The following is a 21702-nucleotide window of genomic DNA, read 5'->3' on the forward strand; positions in this document are numbered from 1 at the left end:
ATGAAGCGACGGCAGCAGATGCGCGCGCAGCGCGCCCGGGCGGGTTCTCAGGGCTCCGCGCGCTCGGCACCATTCCCGCTGCCGGTGGGCGGCCTGTTCGTGGAAGCGCGCAATTCCGAGGTTCGCGGATCCTTTGCGGCGGTGCTCGAAAACTGGCGCAGCACCGGCCTGTCCGTCGAAACGCGCCCGCAGGTCGCCTATGTCTCGGGGGCCACTCAGGTCCGGCAGCGCATCCCGTTCGAGCTCAGCGCGAGCCCGTCTTACATCGAGGTCTTTGCCGAGCACGTCGAAGCAGGCGGGAACGAGATTGTCCGCGCGTTGGGGCCAGATGCCACCCCGGCGTTCATCAGCGGTCAGGCGATCATCGCCGACGGGCAGGGCGCGCCGTTGCGGTTCACGGGCGAGGCGTTCGAGCCTTCGACCTTCACCACCTCAGATGACAGCGATCCGGAGACGTTTGACGGGGTTCTGGCGCATCATGACCGGCTGATCTTCTGGCGCCGGGGGCAGAGCCTCGATTTCTACTATGGCGGCGTTGGCGCGGTCATGGGCGAGCTGGCCCGTTTTCCGCTGTCGCGGCTGGGTTCGGTGACCGGCACCATCGCCGAGATCCTGTCGCTGACCGTGGATGCGGGCCACGGCATGAACGACACGCTCTGCATCCTGACGACCACCGGCATGATGGTGCTCTACGAAGGCCTTGATCCCGGCGACGCTGGCGACTGGCGGCAGGTAAGCCGGGTGAAAGCCGCGCCGCCGGTCCCGGGCCGCCCCCTGACGCAGGTGGGATCCGATCTCTGGATGATCTCGACAAGCGGCCTTGTCTCCGTCACCGACGCGCTTCGCCGTGGCGTGAGCGCGCTGGTCGGCGAGGTCTCGCGACCAATCTCCGACGCCATCCTGAAACACGTCCAGAAGGGCGGCGAGTGGCAGCTTCACACGGCGGCGGATGGTTCGCAGATCATCATCAACCACAGCCTTGAAGGCGTGGCGCGGCAGTGGATCTACCACGTCGAAAGTGGGTCATGGGCGACCGCCGACTATCCCGCCGCCTGCTGGCACAACCTCCGGGGCAAGACCGAGTTCACCCATATTGAGGATGGTCGCCTCGGGCAGCTCGACCGGGCGGCACTTGGCTCCGAAGAAATCACCGCCCTATGGCATTCGTCCTGGTTCCGGCTTCCCACGGCGCAGGGGCTCGCGACGGTCACGCCCCACATCCTTGCGAAGGGGCCGCTCACGGTGCGCCTCGCGGTCCTGACCGACCATGACACGACGCAGGTTGATCTGAATGAGGCATGGCAGACGGTGACGCTCCAGCCGGACAATCCCGGGGATGGAGCGGAGGTGATCGCGCTCAACGAGCTGATCGCGATGGATGCCGTGGGGAGTGTTTTTCAGCTTCGCATGGAGGTTACAGCGCGATGGGCGGAAATCGTGGGCATGGACGTCACCCTTCAATAGTTGATGGCGTTCTCTATGGCGCTGACCGACACGTCGCGCGCTGGGTCGGGCAGCGGATCGAGGGCTACGAGCCTGAGGAGGGGGCAAGAGCCCTTGGCATCGTTCGTGGCGAGCGGCTTGTCGCGGGCGTGGCCTATGAGCGCTTTAACGGCGTCCATGTCGAAGCGGCGATTGCGGCAGAGGAGGGCAGCGCCTGGGCCAGCCGCCGGGCGCTGTTCCATCTTTTCCACTATCCGTTCATCGACCTTGGCTGTTTTGCCATCTCTGTCTCCATCCCGCTGACCAACAGACCTTCTCTCAACCTCGCGGGCAAGCTGGGTTTCGAGCCGGAGGCGGTCATTCGTTTCGCCGCACATGGTGGGGCCGATCTTCTAGTCCTCAAGTCGTATCGCGACAAATGCAGGTGGCTACGACATGGGCAAGAAGGGCGGCAGCGCGCCGAAGGCACCGGACCCTGACAAAACCGCCGCGAGCGAAGCGTATTGGAACCGTGTGGACACCTTTTCCCCGAACGGCTCCGGCGTTCGCTACGGCTACACCGCGCCGGATGGCTCCTTCACCACCGATCCGAACGCGGGGCGCACGCAGTCGGCTGGCGGCGGCGGCACGGTCGGCAAGTCGGCGGGGGGAGCCTCGGCGGATGGGGGCGGACCGGTCAGCGGCAGCACGGGGACCTGGTCGGGCGGCGAGAATGACGGGCGGCTCCGGCAGGCCCAGATGTATGTCGAAAGTCCCACCGAAAAAGCCATCCGCGAGATGCTCGAGCCTGCCTCTGTCGATTTCACCGGGCGGTTTCTGGAGGACAACGTCTACGGCATGCCGGATCCGGCCCGCGTGCAGGATCGCGGCGACGTGGCCGACACGATCTACAACCGCACCTATTCGCTGCTGCAGCCGCAGATCGAGCGGTCGACGGACAAGCTGGTCGGCAACCTGCAGGCACGCGGCATCCCCCTTGGCGGCGATGCCTGGAACGACGCCTATGGGGAGCATGTGTCGCAGACCAACGACACGCTGTCCCGCCTCGCGATGGACGCCGATATTGCCGCAGGACAGGAGCAGTCGCGCCTCTACGGGCTGGATGCGGCGCAGCGCTCCTCTGCGATGTCAGAGCTCATGGCGGTCATGGGCGGCAGCTATGAACCCGCGCAGAACATCCCGTCCGGAAACGCGACACCCGTCAATTACAGCGGGATGGTCCAGCAGAACTATCAGAACGAGCTCAACGCCTATCAGCAGCAACAGCAGCAATCGATGGCCACGGCCTCTGTGCTCGGCAGCCTTGGCGGCGCGCTGATCAAATCGTCGGAAGCGTGGAAGCAGAGGCTTGGCCCTGCCGATACCGAGGCGGCGGCGCGGGTGGTGACGAGCATTCCGCTCTCGGGCTGGAGATACCTTCCGGAGCATGCCCCAGAGGGTGACGAGGCGGTGCATATCGGGCCGATGGCGGAGGATTTCCACGCGATGACCTCGCTTGGCCGTCCCGATGTGATCCACGTCGCCGATTATCTGGGCGTCGTGATCTCCGCCCTGCAGAACGCCCTTCTCCGGATCGAGGTGCTGGAGCGTGACAGCAACCGGATCGGAGTCCAGTGATGGCGAAGATGGCTGGCTTTGGCGCAACTGGCACGCCTCCTTTCATCCCGACGGGCGGCGGCGCGGGCGCAGGCCTCGACCTGCCCGGCATCCTTAACCGTGGGGCGCCCGGATCGATCCTGCCCGAGCGTGGGTCGCAGTCGCAATATGACATGGTGATGGGCGCGCTGCAGGGCGCTGCCGGATCGGTCGGCCAGACCGGCTCGCCGCTGCTGGCCTTTCTTGCGCCGATGCTGGGCGGGGCCGTCGGTGCCCGCACGCAGGGGCTTTATGATGATGTGACCGAGACGCAGAACGACGCGGCGACAGGGACAATTCTGGACGCCATGGGGCAGAACCGCGCGTCGGGGGGCTCGCCGGGGCGCGTGATCTACGACAGCCCGCAGCAGGTCGGCAGCACGCAGGGGCGGCGCAACAGTGCCATGGCGAACAACGGCGGGCCGACCCGTGCGGCTGCGGCGGCCATGGGCAATCCCGACCGTGACCTGCTGGCGCAGACGCTGATGGCCGAAGCGGGCGGCGAAGGTCCGGACGGCATGCTGGCTGCGGGCGCGGTCATCAACAACCGGCTGAACAGCGGCGATTATGGCCAGAGCCTGCGCGACGTGATCATGGCGCCCGGCCAGTTCAGCGCGTGGAACAGCGTCACCGGCTATGCGGGCGGCGAGGGCGGGCTCGACATGACCCGCATGCAGCCCAGCGATGCGGCGTATCAGGTCACTGATGCGCTCCTCTCCGGCCAATACACCGATCCGACCGGCGGGGCGACGCACTATTACAACCCCAGTGCGGCGGATCCGGCATGGGGCCAGCGCGGCGGGGGAGACTGGGAGCGGATTGGCAACCATGTGTTTGGATCCGCAGGCGGGCGTCCCGGTGCTGGCGGCGGCGCATCTTTCAACCTGCCGACGCTGCCCGGTCAGGCGGCGATGGATCGCGGCAGCATGGAGGCGCTTCTTGGCGTCATGACCAACGACCGGGTGAACCCTGCGCTGCAGAGCCTTGCCAGCAGCATGCTCGGCGATGCCGGGGGGGCCGCTCCGTCGCCCGCCGATCAGCTCGATTACCAGAGCGCATGGCTTGATCTGCAGAAAACCATGATGGGCGGCGATCCGGTGAAGGGCGTGAATGTCGGCGGTGCCCTCGTCGATCCCTATACCGGCGAGGAGCTTTACAGGGCCCCGGCAGACCCCAGCGACCGGGCGACCGTGAAGGCGCCGGACGGCAACACCTATTACACCGACACCGGGGAGCGTGTCCTGCCGCCTGGCGTTGGCGATGCGCCCGGCGGGCTCGATGCGTCCCGCGCGCGGCAGGTGAATACCGCCATCACCAACATCAACGCCCGGATCAGCGAGATGCTGAACCAGCTCAACCCCGATACCGGCGATTTCTTCACCCGCGAAGAGGCCATCACCATGACGCGCAACGATCCGCTTCTGGGGCGGCTCTGGGCGATTGTGGATGGCGTTGGCGCGGGTGGTGCAGGCGCGCCTGCGGGGCTGTCGACCGGGTCCGCTCCTGCGGCGCCCACAGCACCACCGACACCAAGCTTGCCCTCAGACCCGGCACCGCGTGGACAGGGCGGGGTGGCTCGTCCGCAAAGCAAGGAAGACTACGACGCGCTCCCCAGCGGCACGCGCTTTGTCGACCCCGAAGGAACGGTAAGGATCAAACCCTGATGGCTGATTGGTGGAAGTCTGCACCCGTCGCAAAGGACGGGCAGAACTGGTGGAAGGACGCGCCCGAGGAGACGCAGGCACGGGCCCCCGGGCCGGACATGCCCGCGCGCCGGGAATTGCCGCGTGATCCGGCGCCCGCGCCGTCGACAGAAATGCGCCGCGCCCAGCGTCAGACCTCCGAGGCTGTCGAGGTGGATCCGCTGTTTTCGTTTCCGCAGCCGACCCCCGACGCCACCGAGCCGCTGCCGGGCTATGCCGCGCCGCTGGCTGGTCTGGGGACACCGGGGCCGCGCACGATGCCTGAAGCCGCAGGGATGCCGCCGCCGCCCGGTGAGCCTGATCTGCCCTCATCTCTCAACATGCGCCGGACGCAGCGCCAGACCGCTGCCGGTCTGGATCTGGCGTCGCTCATGGCCCCGGTGCAGCCCGCCGCGCCCGCACCGACCCAGACCGCGCGCCCCTCCATGCCGCCGCCTGCCACCACCGCACCCGCGCCGACGCTTGGCACGCCCGCAGCACCAGCCATTCCTGCCGACACGTCGTCGCAGCTTCGCGTGCCTGCCGAGCCCGCGATGCCGTCGTCGCTTGAGGCCCGGCGCACCCAGCGCCACACGGAGGCCGACCTGCTGTCCCTGATGCTGCCCGAGGACGAGGTGCAGCCTGCGCCGCCACGGCAGAGCTGGGGCGATCTGGGCAGCCGGGCCGCCCGTGGGGTGGTCGAGATCGGCGCCTCCGTGCCCGAGACCGCCGCTGTCATCGGCGCAGGCAACCCCAACGCGGCGCCGCTGATGGCTGCCGAGACCGTGCAGCGCGCGCGGGACCAGATCGCGCTTGCCGAACGTCGCCTCGCAGAGCTGCCCGACATGAGCCGCGAGCAGCGCGCCCGGATCGACGCGGTGATCGAGGAGAGCCGCCGGACCATCGCCGCCTATGAACCGCTGGTGAACATCGCCGAGGGCCCGCTGCGTCCCGATGCCGACCAGCGCCCGATCTACCAGCGCGGCGAAGCGATCCGGCAGGCGGGACAGGAGCTGTTTGGCACGCCGGACCCGCAGTTTGATGACCGCTTCATCTCCAAGCTGGCCGAGGGCGCGGGCAACATGGCCGGGTTTATCGGGGCCACGCTGCTGACCGGCCCTCTTGGCGGCGCAGCGGCTGGTTCTGCCATGAACACCGCCGGGATGTATCGCCGGGCCAAGCAGGACGGCGCCACGGAAGAGCAGGCGCGCACGGCGGCCTATATCGGCTCCATCGTCGGCGCCTCCGAAGTGGTGCCGATCGCGGGTGCCTTCCGCATGCTGCCGTCCCGCCTGCGGCAGCGCGCGTCGCAGGCCATGGGGCAGCGTCTTGCCAACGCCTTCGCCACGGCGGGCGAGGAGGGCGTGCAGGAAGCGCTGACAGAGATTGCCAACAACCTCACGGCCAAGGGCATCTATGACCCCGAACAGGGCGTGCTGGAGGGGGCAGGCGAGTCCGCACTGATCGGCGCCATTCTGGGCGGTGGCATGGGCATGGTCGCGGGTGGGGCGCAGGATGACACGCCCGTCGAGAAGCAGAAGGCGCCCCGGCAGCCGCGCGCGGACGTGCCGCCGGAAACGGCCGCCATGAACACCACACCGGAGGCCCCGGTCCAGCCCAAGCTGCCAACGGACGAGGCTCCGGCTCCTGCGTCCCAGCCCGAACCGCAACCTTTGCCCCAGCCGGATCCACAACCGGATCCACAACCCGAGCCCGCCGCAGCGCCGGTTCAGCCTGCGCCCGAGGCACCCGAGGCACCGGCGCAGCCTGAGGATCCCGAACGGTATGAGACGCTGCCCGAGATCGACACGTCGAGCGGCGAGCCGGTCGAGACCGGGCGCAGGGTGCGGATCGACAAACAGACCGGCGAGCTGCGCGTGCTCGACGCGGAACCATCGAATGCCGCCCCGGCGACGGATGGGGCGGAGCAGGGCGGGGCGGCTGCGCCGGTTGTGGGGTCCGGCCCCCGTCCTGCCCGACCTGAAGCCCCGGCTCCGGCGGCATCGGCGCAGGACAGCGCGGGCGCATCGCGCCAGAAGGCCGAGCCCGAACGCCGGTTCCTCACCGACGCGGAAATGCGCAGCGTCGAGACCGACGCCGAGGTTTTCCAGTACAAGGACGGCGGCGACGCCGAGGGCGTGACCGACCGTCTGCAGGGCGTGTCCAGCTTCGATCCGAACCGGGCGGGGCAGGGCGTGTTCTACCGCACCCGCGACGGTCGGCTGATCGTCGCGGATGGCCACCAGCGCACCGGCCTTGCCAAGCGTGCCGCGCAGGCTGGCCAGCAGGATGTGGGCGGCATGGCCGCCGTGATCTACAACGAAGCGGACGGCCACACGCCCGAGGACGTGATGCTTCGGGCGGCCATGAAGAATGTCGGCGAAGGGTCGGGCAGCGCCCTCGATGCCGCGCGGATCCTGCGCGACCGTTCCGAAACCATCGAAGAGCTTGGCCTGCCGCCGCGCTCTGCGCTTGTGCGGGACGCGCAGGGGCTTCGCCAGCTCTCCGATGATGCGTTCGGCATGGTGGCGAACGGCAACGCGACGGAGCGCGACGGGGCGATTGTGGGCCGCGTCGTGTCTGATGCTGCGCTGCATTCCGACATCCTCGGTCTGCTCGGTCGCCTGAAACCCGGCAACGCCGCACAGGCCGAGATGATCGCGCGCGACGCCGCAGCCGACAGCCAGACCGAGACGCAGACCAGCCTTTTCGGCGACGAAGAGGTGAGCCAGTCGCTCTATCTGGAGCGGGCCAAGATCCTTGATGGCGCGATGAAGGGCATCCGGCAGGACCGGGCGACCTTCAACACGCTGATCAACCGCGGCGACACGATTACGGGGGCGGGCAACCAGCTCGATCAGGACGCCAATCAGCGGCGCGCCGTTGAAGATGCAACCGTGCTGGAATACCTTCAGCGTCAGGCAAACACGAAAGGGGCGATCAGTGACGCACTCTCAAAAGCCGCCCGAGACTACAAATCCGGAGCCCAAACCCTCGCAAACGCGCGAAGGTCGTTTCTCGAAGATGTCAAGCGAGCACTTCATCCAGATGACGCAGGAGGGTCTGAAACTGGCCCACGAGGCGGAGCAACTGGACAACTGGCGCCGGAAGGGCGGCAAGCCTCTGCCCCGGAAGTAACGCCGCAGACGGAACGCACCGACGCGGGCGATCAGGGGCTGTTCTTAGGCATTGCGCCGATCACCGAGCGCGACCGCGCCGAGACGCAGATGAACCGGCCCATGCGCGGGCGCGACGGCGGGCCCGGATCGGGGCGTGACGATCTGTTCGGCAATCCCGAGGATCGGCGCGACCTTTTTGACGCCGGTGCCGCAGCGGCACCCGAGGCTACTCCCGCCCAGAAGACCGATGCCGAGCTGCTGGCTGATTTCGAGGCGCGGATCGCGGATTTTGCCGCAGATCCCGCCAGCCGTGACGCACTCGACAACAATCGGAACATCTTTGACCGCGTGGGCCCGAAGCTGCTTCGCGACCTCGAGGACGCCGGTTCCGTTGCAGACCGCCGGAAGGTGGCTGATGATTTCGTGGTATCTGAAGGCTCCCGGACCAAGATCCACAAAGAGATCATGGTCATGCTCGATGCCGATGGACAGCTCATCTCTGTCAGTTCGGGCAGCCTTCGCGGCGTGGCGCCGCCAAAATACGCCTACGAGATGGCTGCTGCTGGCAAGGTGTCCTATGCCACCCACAACCACCCAGGAAACCGGACCTTTTCCCCGTCTGACATCGCGTTTTTCTCGACCGGCACGACGGAACTGGTTGCGATTGGCCACGCTGGATCTGTTGTCCGCTCGAAGCCGGGCAAAGCCTTGCGCGAGTATCTGCGCGGGCGCGACGCCCAAAAGGATACCTTCCTGGCGATCAAGCGGGCCATAGACGCTGTGATGGTGGTGCTGCGCAGAGAGATGCAGCGCCAGTACAACCGGAATGAGATCACCGAGGCGCAGGGCAACACCGTGCTCGATCATCTGCTTGGGGACGTCCTCCACCGGCACGGCGTCATTGATTTCACCGGAGAAACCACAAATATCGTTTCACAGAAAGGAGTTGAACCTGATGCAATCTTCAACGCCACGGACGCCGCGATCCGTTCCCAGCTTGGGCGGGCTGGACTCAACCTCCCCGAAATCCGAGATCGAGGCCGAAATCCGGGTTCTGGTCGGGATGGAGGCGGAAGGGCCACTGCACCCGGACGACAAGGCGCAGCTCGACTACCTTCGCAAGCTGCGCCGGATAGCGACGGAAACGGGCGGGCTCGAGCCCAAAACGTAGAGCCGGACGCCTTCGACACGGCGGCAGACACGCTTTTTGGGCGGCAACCTGATGCCGCGCCTCAGGTGGATGCTTTTGATCAGGCCGCTGATACGCTCTTTGGTCCGGAGCCGCAGAAGGCGAAGGCAGGCAAACCCAAGGCCAAGCCGCGCCCGTCCAAGGCAGACGACGCTGCGGCGCTCAATGCGCTTTTCGGCCAGAGCCCGGCGCTGCAGGAGCGGGCGTCTGGCTTCGATGCTGACCGCTATGCGCAGGCGGTCCCGATTTTCGTGCGGAACATCGAGGGCATGGATCTTGAGGCCCTCTCCGACGCTGAGGCCTTTGTTGCCATGGCAAAGCCTCTGGTGGATGCTGGCCTCAGCCGCGACGCTTTTTATGAGATGCGGCCATACTTTGAGCGGTTCCTCGCAGAGGCGCGGGCGGGCCGGATTGACCTGACAGGAGACGTGACAGATGCACCAGCACCCGGCAGCGACGTGGAACGCGATAGCGGAGACGCAGGAGCTTCAGACGGAGTGGGCGGAACTGATGTTTCCGCTCCCGCAGGAGGAGATGGACGAGGCGCTCGAACGGGAGACGGCGAAGCTCGCCGAGGAGATGGGAAGCAGAATGGTCGCGGTCGCCTACCTGCGCGTGATGCCGCTCCTCTGGGAGGCCGAGGCAATCGAGGCGTTTCAGGCGACGGGCGCACCGCTGGCAGACGGAATGACGGCAATGGGGACCGTGCAGGAAGCCGTGATCGCGGCGAGCCGGGATTACGTCCTGACGATGCAGGACCAGCAGCGACTCGAAGAGAAGCTTCGGACGCCGCCGACCGTGTAAGCGCCGAACCCAAGGCCCAACCCACCCGGCACCATGCCGAGGTGGCGAAGGCTGTGCCTGCGCTGCACCCGGAGCAGGTGGACGACGTGGTGCGCATCGAACGCCGCTTCTTCCGCCCCGAGGACGGCAAGAAGACCGGCTTCGGCATCCTGATCACCAACGGCACCGGGACTGGCAAGACGATGACCGCGCAGGGCACCGCCAAGCGGTTCCTTGATCGCGGTGCGGAGTCGATCCTTGCTGTCGTGAAGACCCAAGACGAGGCCAAGAACTGGCTGGATCATGCCGGGCTGTCTGGCATCGACAGCATGGGGATCCTCGATGACACCGACGACAACGGCGCCGGGCGCGTCAAGGTGGCGGTGACGACCTATGCCAACCTTGCCAACAACGCGAGCCTCGCCACGCGCGAGTGGGAGCTGGTGCTGGCCGACGAGGCGCACATGCTGAGCTCGAACAAGAGCGGCGACCAGACGCAGGCGCTCAAGGCCTTCCGCGCGATCACCAACAAACCGAGCCATCGCTTTGAGAAGGAGATCATGCTGCGCCACAAGGATCTCGAAAAGGCGCGGAAGATCCAGAACGATGACCGGCGGCAGGAGCGTCTGGCGGCGATCTTCGACGAGGCGCGCGAGGCGGCCCGCAAGGAGGAGGCAAAGCCCCAGCGCAAGCGGTCGCATGCCGTTTTCCTGTCGGCCACGCCCTGGGCCTATGACCTCAACACCGATTACGGCGAGGGCTATCTGTTCGACTACCCGAAGGACGAGACCCGCAACGGCTCGCGCCAGTCGGGCCGCAACTGGTTCATGGTCGAGAATTTTGGCTATCGGATCCGCACCCACAAGCTGAACAAGCCCGAGGCGGCGGTGGATCAGGGCGTGTTTCACCGGGAGTTTCACGAACGGCTCAAGCGCGAGGGCGCGCTCTGGGGTCGGAAGCTGGATGTGGACACCGACTATGACCGCAAGTTCGTGGCGGTCGAGAACGAGCTTGGCGGCAAGATCGACCAGGCCCTGCGCTACTTGCAGGACAAGGTGAGCGAGACGAATGCGGCATCCCGGCAGATCGCGACAGACAACCCGGGCGCGCCGGTGGCGGAAAGAGCGCTGGCCGATGCGAAAAAATGGGAGACGCTGAGCAAGGCGGTCAATGCCAAGTTCAGCTATCTCAAGCGCATGCAGCTCCTCGAGGCGATGAAGGCCGAGGCGGCAACCGCCGACATCCGCCAGCATCTCGAGATGGGGCGCAAAGTGGTGGTGTTCCACGACTTCAACACCGGCGGCGGCTCTGGCCCGTTCACGGCTCTGGAAGGGCTAGATCCGGATGCGCGCGCGGCGCTGAACCAGATGCACGCGGAACTGCCGTGGCTGAGCCAGCTTGATTTTGGCCAGCTGGCGCCGCCCAAGGATCAGATCCTCGCGGCCTTCGGCGACCGCGCCGTGGAATATAACGGCACCGTGTCGAAGAAGGCGCGACAGTCGGCCAAGGATGCCTTCAACGCGGACGGCTCCGGCGTGGATGTGATCGTGGTGCAGTCCGATGCAGGCTCGGGCGGCATCTCGCTTCACGATACCACGGGCGCGCACAAACGTGTGCTGGTCAATCTGGGCATGCCGACCAAGCCGACAACCTCGCTGCAGGCCGAAGGTCGGACCCGGCGCGTGGGCAGCGTGTCGGATTCGCCCTACCGATATTACACCATCGGCACCACATGGGAGCGCGAGGCCTTCGCCAACCGGATCGCGGCGCAGTCCGGGGCGGTCGAGAACCTTGCCATGGGAAACGAGGCCCGCGCGATCCGCGAGGCCTTCATCGACGCCTACGAGAACGCGGCGCGCAACCCGCCTTCGGAGACTGACGGCATCGGCGGCAAAGATGCGGACCTGCGCAACAACGCGCTGTCCGATTTCGACCGGGCAAAGTCGCATTACTTTGGCCGCCAGAAGATGAAGGGCAAGCGCGACCAGCGCGCGGGCATCGACTTCTTCCCGACGCCCGAGCCGCTGGCGCTGAAGATGGTCGAATGGGCCGGGATCCGCGCCTATGACAAGGTGCTGGAGCCCTCGGCGGGGGACGGCTCGATCTCGCGCTATTTCCCCATGGATGCCGACCGGACGGTGGTCGAGCCGAGCGGCGATCTTGCCAGCCGCGCCGCGCTGCTGACGCCGGGCGCGCGTGTCGTCGGCACGCGGTTCGAGGATCTGGCGGCCACCAACAAGTATGACGCGGTGGTGATGAACCCGCCGTTCGGATCGGGCGGCAAGACGGCGATCGCGCATCTGGACAAGGCGTTCCGGCATACCCGCGACGGCGGGCGTATCGTTGCGCTTATCCCGACCGGCCCCGCGGCTGACAAGCGGTTCGACGCGTGGAAGGAAGCGCTTGCGCAAGACAGGAACGGGCCCACCGCCTTTGTCTCGGCCAGCTACAACCTGCCGGGCGTGACGCTCGAGCGCGCTGGCACGGGCGTCATGGCGCGCGTGGTGGTGATCGACCGGCTGCCGAACAAGGACGCCGGGACGCGCATCTTCGACTGGATGGATCAGCACGGGCGCCCTGTGGACACCGACATCCGCAGCGCACGGATCGGCGATTTTTTCGATGACATCGAGACCATGGGCGGCCCGGCCCGGTTCGAGCAGACCGGCCCCTCCGGCATCGATGCGGACATGGACGCCGCGGATCTGGCGCAGGCCGAACAGGCGCCGAAGGTGCAGCCGCCGCTGGTCAGCGGTGATCCGGACGCGCAGTTCGACACTTTCGAATTTGACCACTCCCAGACCGGCGTGCGCCAGTTTGGCGCGCAGGTGAAGACCAATCTGGGCGACAATTTCAGGACGGCAGCCGCGCTGGCAAAACAGCACGGCGGGCGGTACTCGCGCTATCGCAGCAAGACCACCGGCGCCAAGGCGGGGTTCCTGTTTCCAAACGCCGACGCGCGGGACGCTTTCATGCAGGACATGCTGCGCGACCGGCAGAGCTACGGTCTGGAAGAGCAAGCCTATCACGGCACGCCGCATGACTTTGACCGCTTCAGCTCCGAATTCGTGGGGTCCGGCGAGGGTGCGCAGGCCTTTGGCTGGGGCATGTATTTTGCGAGCCGCCGGGAGATTGCCGAATGGTATCGGGACAAGCTGTCCCGGGCCAAGGGCAAGACGGGGCGGCTTTACAGCGTCGAGGTGCCGGAGGCCGACACGCTCTTGGACTGGGACAGGCCGATCAGCGAACAGCCGGACAAGGTCCAGACCGCGTTGAAGAACGTGCCGGAAGAGGTCTGGCAGGTCATTGACGAGGTCTATGCTGACCGGGGCCTCAATGCTTGGGACAATGAGCCGTGGGACATGCCTGCGGGGCGCTTCGTCAAGGCGATCAGCAATTATACGGTGGGGGAAGCCCTGCCGCTCGAGGTGCCGGGCTCGTCCTGGCTGGACGGCGACACCACCTATCCGCGCCACGCGTCGATGTATCTTGCCAGCCTCGGGATCCCCGGTCACCGGTTCCTTGACCAGCAGTCCCGCTCGCGCGGGGAGGGCTCCCATAACTACGTGATCTATCGCGACGAGGACGTGACGATCACGACGAAAGAGCAACGCCCCCGCGCTGGCCAGACCATGATGAACGGGGATGCTCAGGCACAGATCCTGCCGGGCCTGCGGGCAGAGCTGGACCGGCTGAACCTCCGGCGGGTGCGACTTGGCCTCGATGCCCCGGGCCACACGCGGCAGGGGGCGCTGACCGTCAACCAGCTGGGGCAGGTGGACATCCTGATCGGCCAGAGCCTCGATCCGGTGGCGACGATGTATCACGAGGTCATCCATGCCATGCGGGCGATGAACCTCTTCACCGCCGAGGAATGGGCCGCGCTTGAAGCCGATGCGCGGGGCTGGGTCGAAAAGCACGACATCGCCCGCCGCTATCCCGACCTGACGCCGTCCGAGATGATCGAGGAGGGCATCGCCGAGGAATTTGCAGAGCGCGCCACGTCGCGGCAGTCTCCGCGCAAGCCGGTGCTGGTGCGGGCGTTCAACAAGATCCACCGACTGCTCAAGGCGATCCGCAATGCGGTGCGCGGCGTGGGCTTCCGCACTGCCGAGGATGTGTTTGGCGCGGTGCTGGCCGGGCGGATCGGGCAGCGCACCGCCGACACGGCGGCCATGGCGAAGACCGTCAAGGAGCGCAGCGCCGCCATGCCGCGCATCAGCCGGGCCGCGGTCAGCCCGGGCCAGCCGCGCCCGCTGCCGACGCATGTTCCCGACCGGCACCTGTGGGAGGAGCTGACCCGCTCCGGTGCGGGCGTGTTCGAACGGCTGACGGGCGCACGCGGCGCGCTGGCCGACCGGGTGGATCGGGCGCGCGTCGCGATCCAGGACCGTTTCCTGCCGGTGCTGCGGGCCCAGCAGGCGGTGGAGCGGGCCATCGGCAGGCCGCTTGGCGACGAGCACAACGCCTATATCACCGAGACCACCTTTTCGGGAAAGGTCGGGCGGCATTTCTTCGAGATCGACGAGCAGTTCACCAAGCGGATTGTCGATCTGATCGCCGGGACGAATGGCGGGCTCACGGCGGACAATGTGGGGGACTGGCTGGCGGCGCGCCATGCCAAGGAACGCAATGCGCGCATCGCGCAGATCAACCCGACGATGCCAGACGGCGGCTCCGGCATCACCAATGCCGAGGCCGACACCTATCTGGCGCAAATGGCGGCGAGCCCGTTTCAGGCGGAGCTGGCCGAGATTGCGGATCTGATCGACCAGCTCCGCACCCGCACGCTGGATCTGCGTCGCGACGCGGGCCTGCTGTCGCCGAAGGAATATCTGGTCTGGAAAACCCAGTATGCCCATTACGTGCCGCTCAAGGGCTTTGCCGAAAGCGACCACGCGGAATCCACGCTGGACGTGACCGGGCTGGGGCGCCGCTACAATATCGGGGGCAGCGAGTCGCGCTTGGCGATGGGGCGTCGGTCGATGGCCTTCAACCCGCTGGTTGCGGCCATCACGCAGGCGAAGGAGACCGCGCTTCGGGCGGAAAAGAACCGGGTGGGGCAGGCGGCCTACCGTCTGGCGCGCGACCATGGATCCGCCGCGATCTGGACGGTGAAGACGCCGCAGCAGAAGCGCTATTTCAACCGCACCACCGGCCTTGTGGAAACCCGCGTGGATCCTGCGGTGACCTGGAACCAGGCGCCGAACGAGTTCGCGGTGAAGGTTGGCGGCGAGGAAAAGCGCATCGTGATCCACGACGAGCGGCTGATCCCGGCGCTGTCCAGCATGGGCAGCGACCGGCTTGACCTGCTGACCCAGATGGTCGGCTTTTACACGCGGTTCCAGAGCATGGTGAACACGATGCTCAACCCGGAATTCGTGCTGCGCAATGCGTTCCGGGATTTCACCGCAGCACAAATCAACCTGCCAGAGATGACGGGGGAGGATCGGAAGGGTTTCGGTCAGGCCGTGGCAAAGACATGGCCCAAGGCGATGATGGGCGCCTATCGCGGGATGGGTGGTCAGACGGGCACGGACTGGACCAACTGGTTCAAGGAGTTCAACGAGGCAGGCGCGCAGATCTCGTTCTGGACCCTCGATAACCCGACCGCAGGCATGGACGATCTGCACCGGCGCATCGCGCTGGCACGGGGCCCGCGCGCGGCGCGGATCCTGAAGGCCGCCACCAGCCCGCGCGCGCTGTTTTCGACCCGGGACAACAAGCTGCTTGGCTTCATCGAGCGCGCCAACCTTGCGGTGGACAATGCAGTGCGCCTTGCAGCCTATGCCGAGGCGCGAAAGCGCGGCTGGACCAAGCCTCAGGCGGCGGCGCTGGCGAAGAACCTGACCGTCAACTTCAACCGTCGGGGCACGCAGGGCAGCCTCATCAATTCGTGGTTCATGTTCTCCAACGCGGCAATCCAGGGCCTGCAGGTGTTCCTGTCGGTGATGACGACAAGGCGCGGCGCCTTCATCGGCGCGGGCGGCGTGATGCTCGGGCTCCTGCTCGACATGGTGAACGCGGCGCTGTCCGAAGAGGATGAGGATGGCAAGCTCGCCTATGACAAGATCCCCGATCACCGTGCGCAGCGCACGCTGCTCCTGCAGGCGCGGGGGAAGGGGGAAGACGGGTTCGGCAATGCCTATGGCGTGCCGCTGCCCTATACCTATTCGCTCTTTCCCTATGCGGGCACGCAGATCGGCAAGGTGATGCGCGGCGTAAAGAAACCGGGGGAGGCCTTTGGCGATTTCCTTGTCGCGGCGGCCTCCGACGTCTCGCCGACCGGCTTTGGCAGCATCGAACAGATGCTGTTCCCGACGCTCCTGAAGGATCTGAACGAGTTCGCCGACAATGAGGACTGGCTGGGCCGCAACATCCGCCGCGAGAATCCGTGGGGCGATTATGGGCCCATGGCCTACAAATACTACGCTGGCGCCTCCGAGGCGTCCAAAAGCGTGGCCGATCAGCTGAACCGCATGACCGGCGGCAGTGCGGCGGAAAGCGGTCTGATCGATGTGTCGCCGGAATATCTGGACCATTTCGCGGGCAAGCTCACCGGCGGGGCAGGGCGCTTCTGGGGCGAGACGGCGGATGTGCTGGCCAAGGCGATGACCGGGCAGGCCTCGCTGATCGAGACCCGCAAGATCCCCTGGGCCTCAGACGTGCTGATCGAGACCGGCAGCTGGTATGACCGCAGCGCGTTTTACGACAATGTTGACCAGATCAACGACGCCCACACGCGGGTGAAGCTGGCGCGGGAGGCGGGCGAGAGGCCGCCACGGCGGTATGTGTCGCTGGACGGGCTTTATACCGCTGCAAACCGGGCGCGGCGGGAGATGGCCGCGCTGAATGATCAGGTGGCCGCCGTGCGCGGCAATACGGCGCTGTCGTCAGCAGACAAGGTCAAGCGGATCGAGGCCATTGAACGCCGCCAGCAGCGCTACTACGATGCTCTCAACCGCCGGTTTTACCAGAAGCAGGCCGAAATTGACCAGCAGCACCCGTAATGTCCTGATCCTCGCCGCTGTGGCGCTCGCCATGGCGGCGGGTGCCGTCGGCTACAATCTGGCCCTGTCCCGCGCCCCCGAGCTGGCCGCCGCGGTCAAGGAAGACACCCGGGTGACGCGAGAATGGATCGCCGAGCTGGAGGCGCAGGCCGCAGGCCCCACCAACCGCGCCGAATTCTGCGACATGGTGCTCGAGACCGCAGGCGATATCCTCTGGCAAGAACAGATGGAGTTCGAAGCGGCAGCCACCGAGGCCATGCATGAGGTTTACGGGGACTGATGTCGGGCAAGCGAGTTGGACCGGTAGCGACAGTATACAGGTAGGGAGGAAAGCTGCCGTTCGCGGCGCCACGGATGAACGTTATTTTCCGTGAACGCGGGCATTCTTGGTGGACAGACACCGCGCCACTTTTCCCTAAACTGCTAGAAAAGATCAGAAGCATTCTCCTAGCCGGTGGCGCATTGCGCCATCTATGGAAATAAAGGTGTGTATGCCATGGATGTGCTGATCGACGTGATTAATAAGGAGTTAAGAACATGACTGAAAATATTGCCATCCTCCTAGGAAACAGGAAGTATAAAAATCTCAATGATCTTGATTGCGTAGGCAATGATGTAGCAGAAATGAAGAAGCTTATTTCTGCTACGGGGAAGTTTAGCAACATTTACTGCTATCTGGATCGCCCAATATCTGAGGTCAAAGATGATCTAAAAGTGCTTGCCAAATCTCACACCCAAACTGGCGAGCTTTTCTTCTATTTTTCAGGGCATGGCGTATCAGATCAAGACAATTTTTATATGTGCTTTTCCGATTTCAATGAAGTTATTCCAAACCGAAGTGGCCTATCACGAGATGAGGCGTACGATATTCTACGCGAGTTCAACCCAAAGCAAGCTGTTATAGTGATAGACGCCTGTGCTTCGGGAGCCAACCTTATCAAAAGTGGGGCGAATTTTCTAGAAGCTGCTCCAAAAGGAAAGTTTAACGACTTTCTGCAAATTGGTTCGTGCTTGAACGACCAATCATCTCGGGCAGGTGAAGAGCTAAGCCGTTTCACAGATGCTTTCATAGAGTCAGCTCTGATCAAAGAAAGCGGAGTTGTTTACTATTCGGACATCGAAAGCGGATTAAGGGATGCCTTCAAGAGCCTTGGGGGTCAGACACCTCATTTTGTTTCTCAAGGAACAGGGCTTGCGGAGTTCTGCGGCGACGCAAATTCGCTGAGTTCTCTTCGTGCGGAGTTTTTTCTTGTTGACGAAAAATCAGAGATAGTGGAACCGCCGGAAGTCGATGCGGTTAAAGTCGCTCTCGCTGAGATAGAAAGAATTGATGCAGAGATTCCTGAGCAAAAAGAAGCGCAGGCGTTTATTGATGGAGTTTTCCAGGCTGGCTTTGAAGATGGAGCTAATCTGGACGATCTTTCAGGAATATTTGAGCAGCGCATCGTAAAATACGATGACTATACCCATGTAGATAATTATCAGGCAATATACAATCTTCTGCAGCAGCGGCCAGGAAATGATGTTTTCGTTGAGGCGCGCCGATGGGAGAAGAACCCCAAATCCCGTGGATCATTTATCGACCAGTTGACGATGCCAGCGCTCTTTCCGGACCCTATTGAATATTCGTATTCCTTGGAGAATTTATGTGAGCTCGATTCAGTCCATGTCGGAATATACTTCGAGCCGAAGCGAAAATCCCTTAATCGCGTTTTTTCTGAGATCGTTTTTATACCGCGACTAACTGAGTGCTTGATACTTACTTCGAATACTATTGAGCTGCGTTCAGGCTGGGATTCATTCAAGCCATCAACAAGCCGGAAAGAGTGGAAATGGTCTCATCACAAATGGGCTGCAGACCCGTCTGAAGTTGTATTCTCCGAAGTGCAGGACCCTTACGATTTTCTGAGAAGTTACGTTTTGCGGTTCAGTTCAAGCAGGTCGTAGGCCTCCCCTTGAAGGTTAGCTTCGGGCCGATCTCAACGAAGCAAGCCTCGTGCGGGTGGCGAACATTGGAACGACTTAGCCCTGCTCCCTGACTTCGCCGCACTCGGGGGCGGACCTTTGGCATGGATGGTGACACTCCGTCACCATGCAAGGGACCAGTCCATGATTCGCTCTCTGTTCGACGCCGTGCGCGTCACGCTCGCCGCCACGGTTGCCCATGGCGAAACCTTCACCGCAGGCTATCCTGAGGGGCGCTCGGCAGTCGACTACATCGGCGGGGGCCAGCACGTTTTAGTTTCCGGCTCGCACCGCACGCTGTTTGCCGCCAGTGGTGACTTTGCGGTGGCCTTTGGTCCGTCCGAGATCGTCGTGACCATCTACGCCGGTCAGGTCTTCGGGGCGGGGGAGACTGTGCATCTCAACCTTGACCGGGCCGAGGGTGCGCCAGGGGAAAGCCTGGCTTCGCCGGGCCGGATGATGGCCATGGAAGCGGTCCGCTTCGATCTGGGCGCGCCGGTCGGCTCTGACAGCGATGGCGTCTGCGCGTCGCAGGATGGCGCAGCGGGCGCCCCGTTGCTCCTCAATGGCGTGCTGGCGTCGGAGTCGGAGGGCGTTGCAACCTTCGACGTGCCGCGCAACGTGGTTGCAGCCTGGACCGGGGCGGCGGTGCTGACGGTCACCGGCACGGACGAGTTCGGCGACACCGTGGTGGAGTCGTCGGGATCCGGGACAAGCATGATCGGCAAGAAGGCCTTCAAGACAGTCACGTCGGTTGTGCCGTCGGCCAGTATCACCGCAGCGACAGTCGGCAATTCCAAGGTGCTGGGGCTTCCCGCGTTCCTCGCCGCAACCGTCGACGTGCTGGCCGAGATCGAGGATGGTGCCGCCGCCACCCCTGGCACCCTCGTGCCGGGTGTGACCGCAGCGGCGACCGCCAGCACCGGGGATGTGCGCGGCACCTATTCCCCCGATTCCAACCCTGACGGCTCGAAAAACTTCGAGCTGACAGTGCTGCTGCGGTCGGTCAGCGCGAAGGGCGTGGAGCAGTTCGAGGGCTGATCTTTTTAGGTCGACCGGGGCGATCGAGCGCCCCGGTCACCTTCGCCGCACGGCTTCAGGCTTCGATGCTACCCCCCTGAACAGGCTAGTCAGGAGGGTCACATGCCGACGACCAACGGCACGTTTGCGCGTATCTGGCGCTTCGTCGATCAGAAGAAGGCGCGTGAGAACATTCTCCGTTCGGACCTTGATCTCGCGCTGGATGACATCGCCGATGGCATCAACGCGGTGATGACCTATCCCTCGAGGGCGTCCTTTCTGGCCTCTGGTGCTCCGGCCACCAAATATCCAGTCGGCTCTCTGATCCTTGCGGGAACTCAGACCTACAGAGTCGCTGCCCCCACGGCGATGGATTTCCACGAGATCACAACGGGCGGATCCGAAGGCGCGGGCGGCCTGAAGGTTTACGAAGCTGGTGATTTTTTCTCGAGCCTCGAACGCGCCACATCATTGGCGGCGGATACGCTGGGGGCCGATATCATCACCGTGGGCGGCACGCGTTATGTCCACGATCCCTCTGGTGAGGATCTCACCACAGGTGATGCGCGAAAGTGGTCGCTGAAAGCGCTGATCGCGCGCAGCGGGGATTCGGCGGCCCTGGACAGCACGGCAGGGGAGGCGTCGGAGCTGCAGTTTGACAGCAAAGCCAAGGAAATCCGCGTCTATGATGGCACGGTCCTTGGCGGCTACAAGATCGCGCGTGCGCCTTATGCTTCGCTGGCGGAGCTTCGCGCATCTCCCGAACCTTCGCGCGGGGTGGGTCGCGTCTGGCAGACGACTTTGGCCGAATATGTCGAGGAGCCCGCCGGATCCACGGATTTCGATTTTGCGACCGAGGCGGGTGTTCTTTTGCGGGCGACACCGTCTGAGGGCCGGGTCTGGCAGGTTGATGCGTTTGGTCCGGCCTGCGACGGGGTGACGTCTGACGCGCCTGCCATCGAGGCGGCGCTGGCGCGGCTGGAGGAGGGGGACACGCTGCGGTTCACGCCCGGGCGCACCTATTGGGTGGATCGCATGATCCGGCGCGACGGCGTCTCTTTCACCTTCGACTATCGCGGCGCCACCCTCGCGGTGATGGATGACAGCGTCTGGCATGTGTTCCGGTTCAGCGGCACGGTGGAGGCGCCGATTGCCTGGGTGAAGGTGCTGCATGGCAAATTCGACGGGCGCATGCACCGGCAGCGGCACTGGCCCAATCAGGCGCTGCGCACGGGCCGCAGCCTGTCGGACGGCTCTGCCGATCCGCTCAATGGCCATGTGATCCAGTATCGCCGCAACGGGCGCTTTGCGTATCACGAGGCGACAAACCGCTATTACACCTGGTCGGACATCACCGGCGGGCCGGAGGACGACATTGTCGGGCGGGTGCTGACGGAATTCACCGGCGATCCGGGCGACTTCTTCCACGCCAATTCCGAGATCAATGGCCTCACCTGGCAGGATGGCTGGATGAAGGGCAGCGCCGGGGATGGCATCAACCCGGTTTATTCATCCAAATCGATGGGGGCAGGTTGCGTGCGCCTGAAAGCGCCGTAGAATCAAGTTGCTACACCAAAATCCGCCAGCAGCTTCGGACGCACGCATGGGTGAAACGCTACGGCCGGTCACGGCCGGATTCAACCGCTCTCTTTCGATCGAAACTCGCGCCGAGCGCCTGACGGGCGATCCTGGCGCAGTACTGCTGCGAGAAGCTCTCGACGCGACCGGGATTATCGGCTGGATGGCGGCGCGGATGAAGGACAGCCGCCGCCAAGCCGATGTCGTGCATGACCTGCCGTCGCTCTTGCGGACCATGGTGCTCCTGGTCGCTCAGGGTTGGCAGGACCACGACGATG

The 21702-nt window shown here is 64.7% G+C and carries 10 protein-coding genes; all 10 read left to right on the plus strand.

The window, feature by feature from the left end:
* Positions 1–1464, plus strand: a complete 1464-nt coding sequence (locus BLR51_RS11465; protein ID WP_089847015.1) for a hypothetical protein — start codon at positions 1–3, stop codon at positions 1462–1464.
* The gene (locus BLR51_RS27400; RefSeq protein WP_131821812.1) at positions 1425–1922 is read left to right on the plus strand and encodes a hypothetical protein; all 498 of its coding nucleotides are present in this window, start codon (positions 1425–1427) and stop codon (positions 1920–1922) included. Before BLR51_RS11465 ends, BLR51_RS27400 begins: the two co-directional genes overlap by 40 nt.
* On the plus strand, positions 1879–3060 hold the full coding sequence (locus BLR51_RS11475; RefSeq protein WP_089847018.1) for a hypothetical protein: 1182 nt from the start codon (positions 1879–1881) through the stop codon (positions 3058–3060). The genes BLR51_RS27400 and BLR51_RS11475 overlap by 44 nt, the downstream gene beginning before the upstream one ends.
* On the plus strand, positions 3060–4742 hold the full coding sequence (locus BLR51_RS11480; protein WP_089847020.1) for a cell wall hydrolase: 1683 nt from the start codon (positions 3060–3062) through the stop codon (positions 4740–4742). Before BLR51_RS11475 ends, BLR51_RS11480 begins: the two co-directional genes overlap by 1 nt.
* On the plus strand, positions 4742–16861 hold the full coding sequence (locus BLR51_RS11485) for an LPD38 domain-containing protein (protein ID WP_089847023.1): 12120 nt from the start codon (positions 4742–4744) through the stop codon (positions 16859–16861). The genes BLR51_RS11480 and BLR51_RS11485 overlap by 1 nt, the downstream gene beginning before the upstream one ends.
* Positions 16842–17141 (plus strand): hypothetical protein, encoded by a 300-nt coding sequence (locus BLR51_RS11490; RefSeq protein WP_089847025.1) that lies wholly within the window; start codon positions 16842–16844, stop codon positions 17139–17141. The genes BLR51_RS11485 and BLR51_RS11490 overlap by 20 nt, the downstream gene beginning before the upstream one ends.
* Before the next feature lie 257 nt (positions 17142–17398).
* Positions 17399–18808: a caspase family protein gene (locus BLR51_RS11495; protein WP_089847027.1), complete on the plus strand. Its 1410-nt coding sequence runs from the start codon at positions 17399–17401 to the stop codon at positions 18806–18808.
* Between the two features lie 162 nt (positions 18809–18970).
* Complete coding sequence (locus BLR51_RS11500; protein ID WP_089847029.1) at positions 18971–19867, plus strand: hypothetical protein; 897 nt, start codon at positions 18971–18973, stop codon at positions 19865–19867.
* Between the two features lie 102 nt (positions 19868–19969).
* Positions 19970–21403 (plus strand): hypothetical protein, encoded by a 1434-nt coding sequence (locus BLR51_RS11505; protein ID WP_089847031.1) that lies wholly within the window; start codon positions 19970–19972, stop codon positions 21401–21403.
* Positions 21404–21449: 46 nt separating this feature from the next.
* The coding region (locus BLR51_RS11510; RefSeq protein ID WP_207543619.1) for a transposase at positions 21450–21702 on the plus strand (253 nt) is incomplete at its 3' end.

It is taken from the genome of Salipiger marinus, assembly GCF_900100085.1.
Lineage (GTDB): Bacteria > Pseudomonadota > Alphaproteobacteria > Rhodobacterales > Rhodobacteraceae > Salipiger > Salipiger marinus.